Origin of the sequence: Streptomyces sp. NPDC005303, assembly GCF_040607335.1 — a bacterium.
Classification (GTDB): domain Bacteria; phylum Actinomycetota; class Actinomycetes; order Streptomycetales; family Streptomycetaceae; genus Streptomyces.
Genome location: NZ_JBEXGM010000004.1, coordinates 26,700 through 41,173, shown reverse-complemented (window position 1 = coordinate 41,173; position 14,474 = coordinate 26,700). Strand labels below are relative to the sequence as shown.

Annotated in this window: 15 protein-coding genes; 8 read left to right on the top strand and 7 right to left on the bottom strand. The window is 70.7% G+C overall.

What is annotated here, in order from left to right; genetic code table 11:
• Positions 1-131 precede the first annotated feature (131 nt).
• Positions 132-1,280 (top strand): CapA family protein, encoded by a 1,149-nt coding sequence (locus tag ABZT93_RS08375; RefSeq protein WP_356100803.1) that lies wholly within the window; start codon positions 132-134, stop codon positions 1,278-1,280.
• A gap of 1 nt (position 1,281) precedes the next feature.
• Here ABZT93_RS08375 and ABZT93_RS08370 read toward each other — a convergent pair whose 3' ends face one another.
• Positions 1,282-1,758 (bottom strand): MarR family transcriptional regulator, encoded by a 477-nt coding sequence (locus ABZT93_RS08370; protein WP_356100800.1) that lies wholly within the window; start codon positions 1,756-1,758, stop codon positions 1,282-1,284.
• Between the two features lie 74 nt (positions 1,759-1,832).
• On the opposite strand from ABZT93_RS08370, the gene ABZT93_RS08365 reads away from it, so the two are divergent.
• Complete coding sequence (locus ABZT93_RS08365) at positions 1,833-2,648, top strand: alpha/beta hydrolase (protein ID WP_356100797.1); 816 nt, start codon at positions 1,833-1,835, stop codon at positions 2,646-2,648.
• Positions 2,649-2,681: 33 nt separating this feature from the next.
• On the opposite strand, the gene ABZT93_RS08360 is transcribed toward ABZT93_RS08365, so the two are convergent.
• Complete coding sequence (locus tag ABZT93_RS08360) at positions 2,682-3,143, bottom strand: universal stress protein (protein WP_356100795.1); 462 nt, start codon at positions 3,141-3,143, stop codon at positions 2,682-2,684.
• A 316-nt stretch (positions 3,144-3,459) separates the two neighbouring features.
• Between ABZT93_RS08360 and ABZT93_RS08355 the strand changes: the two genes are divergently transcribed.
• Positions 3,460-4,326, top strand: a complete 867-nt coding sequence (locus ABZT93_RS08355) for a polysaccharide deacetylase family protein (RefSeq protein ID WP_356100792.1) — start codon at positions 3,460-3,462, stop codon at positions 4,324-4,326.
• 30 nt (positions 4,327-4,356) lie between these two features.
• Here the strand turns inward: ABZT93_RS08355 and ABZT93_RS08350 are convergent, their stop codons facing one another.
• The gene (locus ABZT93_RS08350; protein ID WP_356100789.1) at positions 4,357-5,028 is read right to left on the bottom strand and encodes a class F sortase; all 672 of its coding nucleotides are present in this window, start codon (positions 5,026-5,028) and stop codon (positions 4,357-4,359) included.
• Between the two features lie 333 nt (positions 5,029-5,361).
• Here ABZT93_RS08350 and ABZT93_RS08345 point away from each other — a divergent pair, with 333 nt between their 5' ends.
• The gene (locus ABZT93_RS08345) at positions 5,362-5,853 is read left to right on the top strand and encodes a hypothetical protein (RefSeq protein ID WP_356100786.1); all 492 of its coding nucleotides are present in this window, start codon (positions 5,362-5,364) and stop codon (positions 5,851-5,853) included.
• 80 nt (positions 5,854-5,933) lie between these two features.
• Here the strand turns inward: ABZT93_RS08345 and ABZT93_RS08340 are convergent, their stop codons facing one another.
• From ABZT93_RS08340 to ABZT93_RS08330, 3 genes are all read right to left on the bottom strand, one after another.
• Positions 5,934-6,467, bottom strand: a complete 534-nt coding sequence (locus ABZT93_RS08340) for a hypothetical protein (RefSeq protein ID WP_356100784.1) — start codon at positions 6,465-6,467, stop codon at positions 5,934-5,936.
• 200 nt (positions 6,468-6,667) lie between these two features.
• Positions 6,668-7,432 carry a DUF4239 domain-containing protein gene (locus ABZT93_RS08335; RefSeq protein ID WP_356100782.1) on the bottom strand — a complete coding sequence of 255 codons (765 nt, stop codon included), beginning with the start codon at positions 7,430-7,432 and terminating at the stop codon, positions 6,668-6,670.
• A 21-nt stretch (positions 7,433-7,453) separates the two neighbouring features.
• The gene (locus ABZT93_RS08330; protein ID WP_356018698.1) at positions 7,454-7,585 is read right to left on the bottom strand and encodes a hypothetical protein; all 132 of its coding nucleotides are present in this window, start codon (positions 7,583-7,585) and stop codon (positions 7,454-7,456) included.
• Positions 7,586-8,361: 776 nt separating this feature from the next.
• Here ABZT93_RS08330 and ABZT93_RS08325 point away from each other — a divergent pair.
• The 3 genes from ABZT93_RS08325 (at position 8,362) to ABZT93_RS08315 (ending at position 12,577) form a co-directional block, all read left to right on the top strand.
• Complete coding sequence (locus ABZT93_RS08325; RefSeq protein ID WP_356100779.1) at positions 8,362-9,330, top strand: SCO0930 family lipoprotein; 969 nt, start codon at positions 8,362-8,364, stop codon at positions 9,328-9,330.
• 284 nt (positions 9,331-9,614) lie between these two features.
• Positions 9,615-10,436, top strand: coding sequence for an SAM-dependent methyltransferase (locus ABZT93_RS08320; RefSeq protein ID WP_356100776.1), 822 nt, complete (start codon positions 9,615-9,617; stop codon positions 10,434-10,436).
• Positions 10,433-12,577: an EAL domain-containing protein gene (locus tag ABZT93_RS08315; RefSeq protein WP_356100774.1), complete on the top strand. Its 2,145-nt coding sequence runs from the start codon at positions 10,433-10,435 to the stop codon at positions 12,575-12,577. Before ABZT93_RS08320 ends, ABZT93_RS08315 begins: the two co-directional genes overlap by 4 nt.
• 217 nt (positions 12,578-12,794) lie before the next feature.
• Here ABZT93_RS08315 and ABZT93_RS08310 read toward each other — a convergent pair whose 3' ends face one another.
• A complete protein-coding gene (locus ABZT93_RS08310; RefSeq protein WP_356100771.1) occupies positions 12,795-13,682 on the bottom strand; it encodes a LysR substrate-binding domain-containing protein in 888 nt (295 codons plus the stop codon).
• Between the two features lie 120 nt (positions 13,683-13,802).
• Between ABZT93_RS08310 and ABZT93_RS08305 the strand changes: the two genes are divergently transcribed.
• Positions 13,803-14,474 (top strand): succinate dehydrogenase, encoded by a 672-nt coding sequence (locus ABZT93_RS08305; protein WP_356100768.1) that lies wholly within the window; start codon positions 13,803-13,805, stop codon positions 14,472-14,474.

Genomic DNA, 14,474 nt, shown 5'->3' with positions numbered 1-14,474 from the left:
AACGGTTCGGTGAACGGTCCCTTCCGCGTCCCTTCCTCCCCGGACGGGTCAACAAGGCGGTCAGGCCGTTTGCCGACACCGACAAGTTCATACCCATTCGTCAGTAAATATGACCTCAGTGGGGTGAGCTGATGATTGCACGCAGACGGCAGGTTGCCCTGGCCCTCACGGCCCTTCTGGCCGGAGGAGCGGCCTGCCAGGCGCACGACCACGACACATCCGGGCATCCGGCCCCGGCCGCCGCCGCACCGCGCGGCTTCACGCTCGTCGCCTCCGGTGACGTCCTGCCGCACAGCTCGATCATCGACCGGGCCCGCTTCGACGCGGGCGGCAACGGCTACGACTTCCGCCCGATGCTGGCCGGAATCCGACCCGTCGTCTCCCGCGCCGATCTGGCGCTGTGCCACATGGAGACCGTCTACGGCGCGAACGGCGACTACACCGGCTACCCGGTGTTCAAGTCGCCGCCCGAGGTGGCCCAGGGCCTGGCCGCCACCGGTTACGACGGCTGCTCCACCGCCTCCAACCACAGCCTCGACGACGGCGCCGACGGAATCCGCCGTACTCTCGACGCCCTGGACCGGGCGGGCGTACGGCACACCGGATCCGCCCGTACCGAGGCCGAGGCGCGCACGGTCACCGTCCTGCGCGCGGGTTCGGCGAGGGTCGCCCACCTCGCCTACACCTATGACACCAACGGCCTCCCGCTGCCCCAGGGACAGCCCTGGGCGGTGAACCTGATGGACGAGAACAGGATCCTGGCGGACGCGCGGGCCGCCCGGAAGGCGGGCGCCGACGTGGTCGTCGTGTCGCTGCACTGGGGCACCGAATGGCAGGACGCGCCCGACGAGCAGCAGCTGGCCCTGGCTCGCGACCTGACCGCCGCCCGCACGGGCGGGCGTCCCGACGTCGACCTGATCCTCGGCACCCACGCCCATGTCCCGCAGGCGTACGAGAAGGTCAACGGCACCTGGGTGATCTACGGAATGGGCGACCAGGTCGCCGGGGAGATGTTCAACAACGAGGGCGCCCAGGACCCGCGCGGCAACCAGTCCACCCTCGGCCGCTTCACCTTCGCCCCGCCCGCCCGGCCGGGCGGGCGCTGGCGGGTCGCGAAGGCGGTGTTCGTGCCGCAGATGTTCGACGTGGACGCCGGCCGGGTGGTGAACCTCAACCAGGCGATCGCGCAGGGTGCCGACGTCCAGGGCGTCCGCGACCGGATCCGGGAGGTGGTGCTGAGCCGGGGCGCCGCGAAGGACGGGTTGACGATGGGGCAGTAGGTCAGTCCACGTCCACGTGGTCGAAGGTCCGCAGCATCTCCTTCAGCACGCGTGCGCACGCCCGCAGTTCGGCCTCGGTCAGCTCGCCGCCGCCGACCTGCCGGTTCAGGGCGTGCTCGCGCGCGAGGACCGCGGTGATGACGGCCACGCCCTCGTCCGTGATGCGGATCAGCGAGGACCGCTGGTGGGCGGGGTTGGGCACGGCCTCCGTCCAGCCCCGGTCGATCGCCTCATTGGTCATGCGCTGCACGAACTGCCGGGTCAGCGCCATGATCCGGGCCATCTGAGGAACCGTCATGGACCCGTACCTGTGCAGCAGGACGAGGACGGAACGCACGCCGACGGACATCCCCCGGTCCGCCTCGTCCTGCTCCAGTTTGCGCAGGCCGCGCCGGTAGAGCGCGCCGACCAGGTCGAACACCTCGCTGACCCGGTGGCCGAGATCGTCGGGTGGCAGTGGCTCGTCGATGTCGTTCACCCGCTCATCATGCACCGCGATTCATCATGACAACCAGGTTGTCAAAGTCGCGCGAAGATGACACCTTGGTTGTCATGACAGTCGCTTCGGAACTGAGCTACTACGCGTCCACCGACGGGGACATCGCCTATCGCGACACCGGCACCGGCGCCCCCGTCGTCCTCCTGCACGCCGGCTATGTCGACCACCGCCTCTTCCAGGCCCAGATACCTGTCCTCGCCGCCGACCACCGCGTCATCGCCGTGGATGTCCGCGGCCACGGCTGGACCGCCAATGCCACCAAGCCCTTCCGCTGGGCCGACGACCTCGCCGAGCTGCTGCGCCACCTCGACGCCGGGCCCGCGGTCCTGGTCGGAGTCTGCATGGGGGGATTCATCGCCGGTGACACGGCGATCGAGTATCCGGAACTGGTCCGGGGGCTCGTGCTGAGCGGGGCCTCCGTCAGCGACTTCGAGTACACCGACGAGTCGACCCGGCAGAACGTGGCCGAGTCCCACCGGCTGCTGTACTCGGGCGACATCGAGGGCTGGCTCAAGGTGTTCCTCCGGTCCGTAGCGGGCCCCTTCCGCGAGGCCGGCGACACCGACCCGCGGATCCTGGACCACCTGCGCGAGATGGCCCTGCACACCATCGCCAAGCACACACCGGGCGAACACAACTGGCACGTGCCCATGACCGACACCTGGGCCCGGGTCCCGAAGATCGACGTACCGGTGCTCACCGTCAACGGCACGCTCGACTCCCCGGACCTGCTCGCCGACGCCGAACGCTACGCCGACACCGCGCAGAACGGCCGCTCGGTACTGGTGGAGGGCACCTCGCACTTCCCGAACCTGGAGAAGCCCGAGGAGTTCAACGCGATCGTGCTGGACTTCCTGCGCTCGCTCTGACGCAGCGCAGGCATGCGGTGCTGGTGCGGACCGCTACGGCACCACGGTCACCGGCCACCGCCCCGCCTTGACCAGGCGCACCGCGACGGATCCGACGATCCGGTGGCCGGCCTGCTCCGAGGCGCCGACGACCACCGCGTCGGCCTTGAGCTGATCCGCCGCCTTCGTCAGCCCGCTGTAGGGGTCGCCGCGGAAGGTGTGGAACTCCCAGCGCACATCGAATATCCCCTTGTTCTGCTCGGTCGCGAGCCGGATCTGGGCGACCAGGTCCTCGGCGATCTCGTCGGTGGTCTCGGCGACCGGAGCGCCGAGCGCGGCGCCCGAGGCGATCACCGGCTGGACGTACACCACGGCGAGCAGGGCGTGCTGCCGCCGGGCCAGACCTCCGGCGTATGCCGCGGCGCGGAGCGAGGAGTCGGAGCCGTCCACGCCGACGACGATGACCTTGGGGCCGTCCGTGCCCCGCTCGAACTGGTGCGCATGCTGTTCCGTCACGGCTGCGAGGCTATCGGAAGCCGCAGGTCCGGGCGGCATTCGGGCCTCCGTCGACCTGAGTGCGCAAACTTTGCGGAAACGGGGCACCCGAAGGGCGGGCCGCGCCGGGCAGCCACCTGGGCCCGCTGCGGCCCTCGGCACCCGGCCTCGACGGAGGGGACGAGGCCGGGGCCGACGCCGATCGGCCCCGGACGAGGTCGTCCTGGCGTGTCGTCAGACCGCTCGGAGCGCCTTCGCTGGGCCGGCCGGGTGGATTCGTGCCGCCGCACCGGTGTTGCTGAGGTGCGTCGGCCGTCCGCCGGGCGACTGATGAGTCATGACGAAGGATCAGTTGCTCACACGGCTGTCGTCGAAGGCGGCGGTGCTCACGCGGCGCCGGGCCCTGCTGGCCGGCGCCACCGCGGTCGCGGCCGCCGGCACGGCCGGAGCGCTCGCGGCCCTGACGGGCGAGGAGCCGGTCCGGCCGGCCCTCCCCGCCGCCGGCCCCCCGGCCCACCTCGCGGCCAAGCCCTCGGCCTACCGCCTCCAGCCCCTGACCGGATACGGTCCCCCGCGCACCGCCCCCAGGAAGACACTCGTGCGCCACGAGCCGTTGCTGAAGGTATCCGGACGCGGCCGGACCATGGTGCTGACCTTCGACGACGGACCCGACCCCCGCTACACCCCGCACATCCTGGACACGCTGGCCGAGTACGACGTGCGCGCGATGTTCTTCGTGTGCGGGGAGATGGCGGTCGACAACCAGGACCTGCTGGCCCGGATGTCCGACGAGGGACACGTCGTCGGCAACCACACCTGGTCGCACCCGCTGCTCACCCGGCTCAGCCGCTCCCGCATCCGCACCGAGATGGAAGGCACCAGCGACGTCATCGAGGACGCCTACGGCGAGCGTCCGCAATGGTTCCGCGCTCCCTACGGGGCCTGGAACCGCGCCGCGTTCCAACTCGGCGCCGAACTCGGCATGGAGCCCATCGCCTGGACCGTCGACACCCTCGACTGGACCACCCCGGGCACCCGGCGCATCGTCGGCGCGGTGGAGAACGGCGCCGCCCCCGGCGTCGTGGTGCTCTCGCACGACGCCGGGGGCGACCGCTCCCAGAGTGTCCGGGCGCTGCGCGACTATCTGCCGCACCTGCTCGATTCCGGCTATCACATCACCGTCCCGCTACGGCGATACGCATAGCCGGAATACGCCCGCCCGGTCGGGAACCGCTCAGCGGACCTCGACCAGGCGGGCGAAGGCGACCACGTTGCCCGCGTAGCCGCTCTGCTTGGAGAATCCGCCCCCGCAGGTGATGACCCGCAATTCGGGGGTTCCCTTGGAGCCGTAGACGCGGTCGCCGGGGAAATTGCTCTTCTCGAAGACCTCGATGCCGTAGATCTCGAAGATCGCCGTCTTTCCGTCCTTGCGTCGGATCTCGACGCGATTTCCCTTCTTGAGGGCCCCGAGTCCGTAGAACACGGCGGGGCCCTGTTTGTTGTCGACATGGCCGACGACGACAGCGGTGCCCTTCTCGCCGGGGGACACCGCGCCGGTGAACCAGCCGGCCAGGTTCGGGTCCTCCGGCGGCGGCGCGCCCACCCAGCCGTCCGGGTCCAGGCCGACCGGCGTCATCGGCGCGTCGACCCGGATCGCGGGGATGGAGACCCGGTCGGGCGCGGCGTACGGCAGGGGAGCGGGGGCGGTGCCGAAGGCGGTGCCGTGCACCCGGCTGTCCGCCGCGGCCGCCGACGCGGGCTGCGGGGGCCCGACGTCGAACTCCCCGGAACCGTTCCGAATGAGCGCGAGACCGGTCAGCAGAACAAGCGCTATCACGCCCCAGGGAGCGCGCTTCTTCCGCTGCTCCTCCTCTTCGGCCAGCCCGGCCAGCTCGGACGCAGACATTGACTTCCCCTCTCGACGCGGCCGTCGCCGCGTCATTCGCGCATACGAGAACGCTAAGTCCCGCACACGGAACCGGCGACGGGGCAACGGCGAACGGGTGGTCCCGGAACGCGGGTGGTGCGCCATCCGAGTTGCCGTGAGCAGGAATTTTCTGACGGTCCGTGACCTGCGGAGATATCCGATTGTGCGCTTTTCGTTCGGCGTGTCCTCTCACCAGTACGGAGCAGTGCCGAAATGCGGGCCTGGGAAAGGCATCTGAGGGTCTTCCTGGGAGGCGTTTTCTCGCCGATCCACCGGGGACCGTTCCCGGGGCGTCTCCCGCGGAGGATTCACATGCGTACTACTCGTGCCCTGGCGGCCGCCGGCGCCGCGGTCGCCGTGCTCGGACTCGCCGCTCCGGCGGCCGTCGCGCGGGACGGCATGAACCTGAGCCCCAGCAATGTCGTCGCCCTGCCCAACGTCATCGCCCGGGGCGGACAACTGACCATCACCGTCAACAACTGCACGGGCAACGCCACCGCGAGCTCGGACGCGTTCCGGACGATCCGGCTGAGGACGGGGGCCAACAACCTGGCGACGGGACGCGCCACGGTCAACCGGAACGCGGCCATCGGATCGCACAGCATCAGCGTCGTCTGCGGCAACGGCACCGTGATCAACCCCACGGCCTTCACCGTCATCGGCGGCGTCCGCGGCGGTCTCGGCGGCAGCAGCTCCACCGGGGCCACCCCGACCGACATGGCCATCGGCGGCGGTCTGGTGGCGCTGGCCGTCATCGGCGGCGGGGTGTTCTGGATGCGCAGGCGGTCCGAGAGGCACATCTGATCTCCGCCCCCTTCGGAGATGTTCTCCGCCCCGGACTCCGAGAGGAACCGGGGCGGACGTCTGCGCACCCGGAAGGCCCGTCAGGCGCCGTCGTCGCCGCTGCGGCGACGGGAGAAGTGGTACGCCGCCCCGATCGAGCCCACGATCAGCAGGGCGCCCATGCCCAACTCCTTGGCGTCGAAGTCGGCGATGCTGCCGCCCGCGCCGGCGTGCACACCCCGGCCGGGGTGGCGCGGAACCGGTGTGGGTCCGTCCCGTCGGTCGCCCGCGATGGTCAGGCCCGTGGAGCCGCTCACGCCGTCGCAGGTGAAGGTCACCCGGTAGACCGCCCCGGGTTTGGCGTCCCAGTCGACCCCGGCGGTGGCGTAGCTCTTGTACGGCGGGATGGTCACGGTGTCGAACACCGCCGAGGTGACGGTCGCGGAGCCCTTGCAGCCGTCGTGGTGCCGTTCCAGCAGCAGCGCCACCTGGCCACCCGCGGCGATGGTCGAGGGCACGACGCTGAAGCCGAAGGGCGTGAAGTCGTTGTCGTCCTTCGCCACGGCGGCCGGTGCGGACAAGGCCAGGGCGGTCACGCCCAGCAGTGCGGCCGAAGCGACGCGTATCGCGCGCATGGTGGATCCTCCGGTCCCCGAGGAGCAGCTGCGGAACTTTTTCCGCCTAGGTGAGAAATGCACCTCGATGACCCAAACGCTAGGAACAGGTGTACGTCTGCGCGATCGGTGTCGCTCCGAATGGGGCACATGTGTGGGCCGCTCAGGGGACGCCGACGGTGTGTCGGGCGCCCCTGGGCGGCATCTGTGGTGAGGAGCGGTCAGCCCTTGATGCCTGGGAAGAGGGCGAGGAACGGCTCGGCCGACGCCGTGATGCCCCGGCTGTAGGGGGCGTCGAAGTCCCAGATCAGGAAGAGCAGGAAGGCGATCAGCGCGGAGAACAGGCCGGCCAGGATCAGCTCGCGTGTCGTACGCCGGATCTGCAGCGCGAAGACCATCCCGATGGTGACGACGCCACCGCCCAGCAGGCCGAACCAGACCACTCCGGGCATGGTGGGCTCGACCGAGTCCGCCCGGGCGTTGCGGGCCTGGTCCACTGCGGCCACCTGGTCCACCAGCGGCTGGTAGGCCTGGGCCTCGAAGTCGGTCTTCGGCTCGTAGGAGGTGACGTCCGTGCGGATCCGGTCGAGGAGCTCGGTGCCTCGCTCGGTCATCCGGCGATGGTCGGCCATCTCCTTCCACTCGGTGGTGACGACGTGTCCGGCATAGGCGTTGACATCGGCCCGAATGCGGTCACGGACGTCGGACGGATAGACCTGGACCCGTTCCGAGATCTCGTGCAGTGCCTGGGCCTCCGTCTGGACATGGTCCTGGGCGGCGCTGCGGGCCTCCCACACGCCCGCGATGGCCAGACCCAGGACGATGGCGTACACCACTCCGATCCACATCGTCATGTACTCGATGACGTCCGGGGTCTCGCTGGGATCCTCGTCCACGGGCGCCGCTTTGTGGCGGATGAGCGTGATGGCGACCACCACCGCGCACGCGGCCAGCATCGCGAGGATGAGAACAAGCCATTCCGGCAAGGGATGCCTCCAGGATCGGCACTAGCGGGGCCGCAGGGCGGCCACGGCGACCACCGCGGGCGCGGTGATGAGCAGGACGTAGATCACGGGCGAGGTGGTGCTGTGTCTGGGCCGGTCGGGCGCCTTCGCGTGGTGGTAGGCCGGGTAGGCCACCGGGGGCGCGGAGGGGCCCGGGGCAGGCCTGGGCGGCGGCGTCCGGGTCGGGGTCGGGGTGGGAGTCGGGGCCGGGGTGGGCGCGGGGGGCGGTGCGGGCCGTGCCCGGGGTGGCGCCGGCTGTGGTGCGGGCGGGGGTGGGGGAGGTGGCGGCTCCGGCGTCGGGGTGGGTCTGGGTTTCGGCGGGTGTCGTGTCGGAGGCGGCTTCGGCGTGGGGTCGGGCGAGGGAGTCGGAGTGCAAGGGGGCTCTGGGGGAGTGGGGGTGGGCGTAGGCGTAGGCGTAGGCGTGGGGGTGGGCGTCGGTTTCGGGCAGGGCGGGGGAGTCGGCCACGTGGAACTCCCGGCGACCGCCACCACCTCGGCACCGTCGGGACCGACGGAGGCGTAGGCACAGGCATCCGCCTCGGCCACCCCGGCCGTGGGGCCGATGAGCGCCCACGTCAAGGTGAGCAGGGCCAACACACGTATGGCGGCGCCGGATTGGGGTGATTCGGGTCGATGCACGACGGAGATCATGAGGCCTGGCACGCCGTCACACGCGCGGGCGCGATGAGATTGCTCCGAAGGAGGGATAAAGGGTCGCCCGATGTTTGAATCCCGGGCGCTCGTCGTCCGATGGGACGTACGTCTGTGCGGCCTGAGGCGGGTGTGGTCACAGCTTCCGGAAAGAAATTTGCGGAACCGTTGAACACAACCCCTGCTCCGGTGCGTACCCAATGTCGTGCGGCGGCGCAGCAGGGCGCTGCAACACCCTTTTGAATTATGGGGAGTTGACGATGAAGACCTCCTGGCGGAGCGCCTCACTCATGGCAAGCGCCGCGGCGGTGCTGGCGCTGACGACAGCGTGCGGCCAGGAAGGCGGCACGTCGTCCGTGGGCAGCCAGAACGTCGGAGCCACGGCGGCTGCGGGCGGTTACGGCGGTGTCGGCTCCGGTGTCGGGACGGGCACCAGCCCGACCCCCACGGCGAGTTCGACCGCGATCGGCCAGGGGAACCTGGGAGCCCAGTCGGCCTCGGCCGGCAAGCTGCAGGTCTCCGCGAACCCCGAACTCGGGGACGTGCTGACCGATGCCACCGGTCTCAGCCTCTACCGCTTCGACGAGGACACCGCCGAGCCGCCGAAGTCGAACTGCAACGGCGACTGCGCGACGGCCTGGCCGCCGGTGCCCGCGGACGACGCCTCGGCCGGTGCCGGCATCGACAAGGCGCTGCTCGGTGAGGTGACCCGGGCCGACGGCACCAAGCAGCTGACCATCGCCGGCTGGCCGGCCTACCGCTATGCCAAGGACACCAAGGCGGGCGATCTGACCGGCCAGGGCGTGGGCGGCAAGTGGTACGCACTGGCGCCCACGGGCAAGAAGGCGTCGGTCGCCAGCCTGCCCGGACTGTCCACGCGCAACGACCCCAAGCTGGGCGAGATCGTCGTCGACAAGAACGGCATGACGGTCTACCGCTTCGCGAAGGACAAGGCCTGGCCCGAGCCGGTCTCCAACTGCACCGGAGCCTGCCTGGAGAAGTGGCCGGTCGTGGCGCCCGTGTCGTCGAACGACACCAAGGGCGTCCAGAAGAAGGGCCTGATGAGCTTCACCCGCTCCGACGGCGCCAGGCAGCAGACCGTCAACTGCTCGCCCATCTACACCTTCGCGGCCGACAAGGAGCCCGGCGACACCAACGGCCAGGGCGTCGGCGGCACCTGGTACGCCGTCCGTCCCAACGGAGACATGGTCGGCGTCTCCGACAAGTGACACCGGCTTCCCCGATCCACCGGTCCGACCCCTCCGCGCCGCACGGAGGGGTCGGACCGGTTTTGGCGTCATTCCCCCCAACTCTCCGCGATTCGGCGCCCGTCCCGGAACTCTCCGGAGCGGAGCGCCTACGTTTCGTAAGGTGTCCACAGTCGCCTCCGAGCGGCACGTGCCGCAGGCAGTGACCGGGAACGGACGGTCAATTTCCGTTTCTGCTCGCTCCATTGGCGGGCGATCAGTAGCCTCAGCTCGAACACCGGATCGCCTACGCCTTGGAGAGATACATGGAGCGTCCCGCCTGGGCACCCCGGAGCATCGACATCTCGGTGCCGAGCGTCGCGCGTATCTACGACTTCTACCTGGGCGGTTCGCACAACTTCGAGGCCGACCGGGAGGCGGCCCGCAGGGTCCTGGAGTTCGCCCCGGGGCTGCCGAAGACCATGCAGGCCAACCGGGCGTTCCTGCGGCGGGCGGTGCGGTTCGCCGCCGACGAGGGCATCACCCAGTTCCTGGACATCGGTTCCGGCATCCCGACCTTCGGCAGCGTCCACGAGGTGGCCCAGAGCGCCCGGCCCGGCGCCCGTGTCGTCTACGTCGACCACGACCCGGTGGCCGTCGCGCACAGCCAGGCGGTCCTGGAGGGCAACCCGGACGCGGGCGTCGTCGCGGCGGACCTCCGTAAGCCCCAGGAGATCCTTGCGAACCTCGAGGTCCAGCGCCTGATCGACCTGAACCGGCCGGTGGCGCTGCTTCTCGTTGCCATACTGCACTTCGTGGAAGACGCGGACGACCCGTACGGAGCGGTGGCCGAGCTGCGCGACGCGCTCGCGCCCGGCAGCCTGCTGGTGCTCACGCACGCCTCGTACGAGGGAATCCCGCTGCCGCAGGAGCGGACCGAGGGCGCGGTGGACGTGTACAAGGACATTCGCAACCCGCTGATCATGCGCTCGCGGGACGAGATCGCACGGTTCTTCAAGGGGTACGACATGGTGGAACCGGGACTGGTGTCGCCGCCGCGCTGGCGGCCCGATTCGGCGACCTGGAACCCCGACGACGAGGATCCCTGGGCCTTCTCGGGGTTCGCCGGCGTGGGGCGTTCCGCGTGATCGCCGAGCCGGACGGGCCGGAGGACAGACTGCGCCGGTTCGCGACGATCTGGAGCCGGGCCGTGTTCCCGGTGACGTCGACGTCCGCGACCCGGCCGGAGTTCGAGGAACAACTGCTGCCGCTGGCCCGCCGGTTGAGCCAGGCGCTCGCGGCCAGGACCGTCGACACCGACGAGGGCCGGGCGGTGGGCGCCGCCCTCGTCGACGCGCACTGCACGGACCCGGAGGCGCTGACCCGGTCCCTGGACTGCGTCGACGCCTATCTGGTGCTCTACTGCGGCGGCGACGGTGACCGCGAGGACCTGCGGTCCCGGTCCGCCCGCCTGCAGCACGCCATGGCCGCCGGGTTCGCGCAGGCGCTGCGCGAGCGGACGCTGGCCGAACAGGAGGCCATCGCACAGGCCGCCCTGGAGGCGCAGGGCGTGGTGGCGCAGGCGCTGCACGCGACCGAGGCGCGATTCCGCGCCGTGTTCGAAGGCGCGGCCATAGGAATCGGCATCGCCGACCTGGACGGCAACGTCCTCCAGGTCAACGGCGCGCTGCTGCGCATGTTCGGCATCACCGACCAGACGATGCGCGGGCGCAGGGTGCAGGAGTGGACCCACCCCGAGGACGCCCCGCAGACCTGGACGCTCTACGACGAACTCGTCCGGGGCGAGCGCGAGCACTACCACCTCGAAAAGGCCTTCTACCGCCCGGACGGAACGGTCCTGTGGACCAACCTGACGGTCTCCCTGCTGCGCGACGCCGACGGCGTCCCGCAGTACCAGCTCGCCCTCATGGAGGACACCACCGAGCGTCGGCTGCTCAACCTGCGGCTGCGCTACGAGGCCACGCACGACGCGCTCACCGGACTCCCCAACCGCACGCTGTTCTTCGAGCGCCTGGAGAAGGCGCTGAACGCGGCCGAGGGCCAGCGGTTCGGTCTGTGCTACCTCGACCTCGACGGCTTCAAGACCATCAACGACAGCCTCGGCCACGCGGCGGGCGACCGGCTGCTCGTCGAGGTCGCCGACCGGCTCCAGTCCTGCGCCACCGCCCCGGGCGAGATGGTGGCCCGGCTCGGCGGTGACGAGTTCGTGGCGCTGACCACAGGACCCGACACCGAGAGCGAGGTCGACGACCTCGCGGCGCGCATCATGAACGTGCTGCTCGCCCCGGTCCGTATCGACGGCCGCGAGCTGACCGTGCGCGGCAGCATCGGCATCGTCGAGGGACCCACGGGCGAGCGGGGCCCGGCGGAGGTCCTGCGCAGCGCCGACATCACCATGTACCGGGCCAAGTCGGCGGGCGGCAACCGCTTCGAGCTGGCCGATCCGGAGGCCGACGCCCGCGCCATCACCCGGCACGGACTCACCACGCAGCTGCCGGCGGCCCTGGAGCGGGGCGAGTTCTTCATCGAGTACCAACCGCTGGTGCACCTCGGCGACGGCAGCGTGCGGGGCGCCGAGGCGCTGGTGCGCTGGCTGCACCCGCAGCACGGCGTCCTCGGCCCGGACCGGTTCATCCCGCTCGCCGAGCACACCGGGCTGATCGTGCCGCTCGGCCGCTGGGTCCTGGAGCAGTCGGTGCGCCAGGCCCGCGAGTGGCGAGAACGGTACGGCGAGGACGCGGCGGGCGGCCCGCTCCGCATCAACGTCAACCTCTCGCCCTGCCAGCTCACCCACCCCGGCCTGGTCCAGGACACGGTGGACATCCTGGAGCGCACCGGCGTCGCCCCGGACGCGCTCTGCCTCGAAGTCACGGAGTCGGCCCTCATCGGCGCCGACGACGATCTGCTCAAGCCGCTGCGCCGACTCGCCGAGATGGGCGTCGACATCGCCCTGGACGATTTCGGCACCGGCTACTCGAACCTGGCGAACCTGCGCCGCCTCCCGGTCAGCGTCCTCAAGCTGGACCGCTCCTTCACGCAGAGCATGCAGCAGTTCCCCGCCGACCCGGTCGACCTCAAGATCGTCGAGGGGATCGTCTCACTCGCGCACGGCCTGAACCTCGCGGTGACGGTCGAGGGCGTCGAAACCGGGGCCCAGGCCGAACAGTTGCGGATACTGGGCTGCGACACGGCCCAGGGCTGGTACTACGCCCGCCCGGGCCCACCGGAGCGGCTGCACGAGCTGGCCCTGGTGGACGCGACGGGCTGAGGGGGCGTACGGGCGGCGGCGTCGTCCTGCTCGAAGGGGCCGCTGCGGCGGGACCGATCCGCCGGGCCGCCGTCGCCTTCGGGCGGACCGGGGCTCTGCGATCCGCCGGGCGCGTGCTGCCCGCGTACCCCGCCGGCACCATCAGCGCCTCGCCCACCACGACGATTCGCCGCGTCAGCCGCCCACCCCCGTGCGGGGCGACCCATGGTGCGACGGTTCAGCGCTCCAGCAGCATCCGCTGCAACTCCCGTGCCGCCCGCGGCGGAGCCACATCGCTGCGGTGGGCCAGCGCGATCGTCCGGTGCAGGCCGGGCCGGGCGAGCGGGGTGACCCGCAGCCCGCGCCCGGATCGCGTGGCGACCATGCGCGGTACGACGGCCACGCCCAGGCCCGCCCGGACGAAGCCCAGCACCGCGTCCATCTCCCCGCCCTCCACCGCGAAGTCCGGCTCGAAGCCCTCGGCACGGCAGGCGGCCACGGTCAGTTCGCGCAGGTCGTAGCCGTGCCGGAACATCACCAGCGGCTCGCTCTCCAGGTCGGCGACACGCACGGTACGCCGACCCGGGCCACCCGGGGCCGGCGCCTCCGGCGAGGAGACGACGACCAGGTCCTCGCGCAGCAGCTCCACCGTCGTCAGCGCCGGGGACGGCGACGGCAGCGGCAGGACCACCAGGGCCAGATCGAGGGCGCCGCGTGCGAGCAGCCGTACGAGATCGTGGGAGCCGCCCTCCTCGATCATCAGCCGGATGCCGGGATAGCGGTCGTGGAAGGCGCGCAGCACGTCCGGCAGCAGACCGGTGCACAGGCTCGGGGTCGCGCCGAGCCGGACCCGGCCGCTGCGCAGTTGCACCAGCTCCTGCACCTCGTGCCGGGCCGTGTCCGCGTCGGCCAGGATGCGACGGGCCAGCGGCAGCAGGGCCTCGCCCGCGTCGGTGAGGGTGATGTTGCCGCGCGCCCGCAGGAACAGATCGGCCCCGAGCTCCCGCTCCAGCGCCTTGATCTGCTGGGACAGGGACGGCTGAGCGACATGGACGAGGTCGGCGGCGCGAGTGAAGTGCCGGGTCTCGGCGACCGCCACGAAGTACTGGAGCTGCTGGAACTGCACCCTCGTACGATAGCCGCTTCCTATGGAATCAAGCCGGACCATGTCTTGGACCGATCGGGTCCTTCCGCCCTAGCGTCTTGACCCATGGCTCTGGCAACGCGGACGGACCGACGGCCGTCCATGGCACGCACCGTGTGGGACAGCTCCGTCGGCAAGAAGACCGTGATGGCCGTCAGCGGCCTGATCATGCTGCTGTACCTGGTCGTCCACATGATCGGCAATCTGAAGATCTTCTTCGGGGCGGGCGAGTTCAACCACTACGCGCACTGGCTGCGCACGGTGGGCGAGCCGTTCATGCACTACGAGTGGACGCTCTGGCTCATCCGGATCGTGCTGGTTCTCGCCGTCGTCGCCCACGCCACCTCGGCCTACCAGCTCAGCCGCCGCGACCTCCGGGCGCGGCCGACCAAGTACGTCCACAAGAAGCCGCGGGCGAGCTATGCCACCCGCACCATGCGCTGGGGCGGGATCATCCTCGGCCTGTTCATCGTGTGGCACCTCCTCGACCTGACGACCGGCACCGTGCACTCCGGCGGCTTCCAGGAGGGCCACCCGTACCAGAACGTCGTGGACACCTTCTCCACCTGGTACGGCAATGTCATCTACATCGTCGCGATGCTCGCCCTCGGCCTGCATGTCCGGCACGGCTTCTGGAGCGCCGCGCAGACCCTCGGCGTGGGCAGCCGCACCCGCGACCGCGCCCTCAAGGCCTTCGCGAACGTCCTCGCACTGCTGCTCACGGCGGGTTTCATCGCCGTACCCGTGGGCGTCATGACCGGAGTGGTGAGCTGA

Excerpts from the sequence above, each read along its gene's own strand:
- ABZT93_RS08325 (WP_356100779.1), top strand. The coding sequence starts at position 8,362 with ATGAAGACCTCCTGGCGGAGCGCCTCACTCATGGCAAGCGCCGCGGCG.
- ABZT93_RS08340 (WP_356100784.1), bottom strand. The coding sequence starts at position 6,467 with ATGCGCGCGATACGCGTCGCTTCGGCCGCACTGCTGGGCGTGACCGCC.
- ABZT93_RS08345 (WP_356100786.1), top strand. The coding sequence starts at position 5,362 with ATGCGTACTACTCGTGCCCTGGCGGCCGCCGGCGCCGCGGTCGCCGTG.
- ABZT93_RS08365 (WP_356100797.1), top strand. The coding sequence starts at position 1,833 with ATGACAGTCGCTTCGGAACTGAGCTACTACGCGTCCACCGACGGGGAC.
- ABZT93_RS08355 (WP_356100792.1), top strand. The coding sequence starts at position 3,460 with ATGACGAAGGATCAGTTGCTCACACGGCTGTCGTCGAAGGCGGCGGTG.
- ABZT93_RS08305 (WP_356100768.1), top strand. The coding sequence starts at position 13,803 with ATGGCACGCACCGTGTGGGACAGCTCCGTCGGCAAGAAGACCGTGATG.
- ABZT93_RS08350 (WP_356100789.1), bottom strand. The coding sequence starts at position 5,028 with ATGTCTGCGTCCGAGCTGGCCGGGCTGGCCGAAGAGGAGGAGCAGCGG.
- ABZT93_RS08375 (WP_356100803.1), top strand. The coding sequence starts at position 132 with ATGATTGCACGCAGACGGCAGGTTGCCCTGGCCCTCACGGCCCTTCTG.
- ABZT93_RS08320 (WP_356100776.1), top strand. The coding sequence starts at position 9,615 with ATGGAGCGTCCCGCCTGGGCACCCCGGAGCATCGACATCTCGGTGCCG.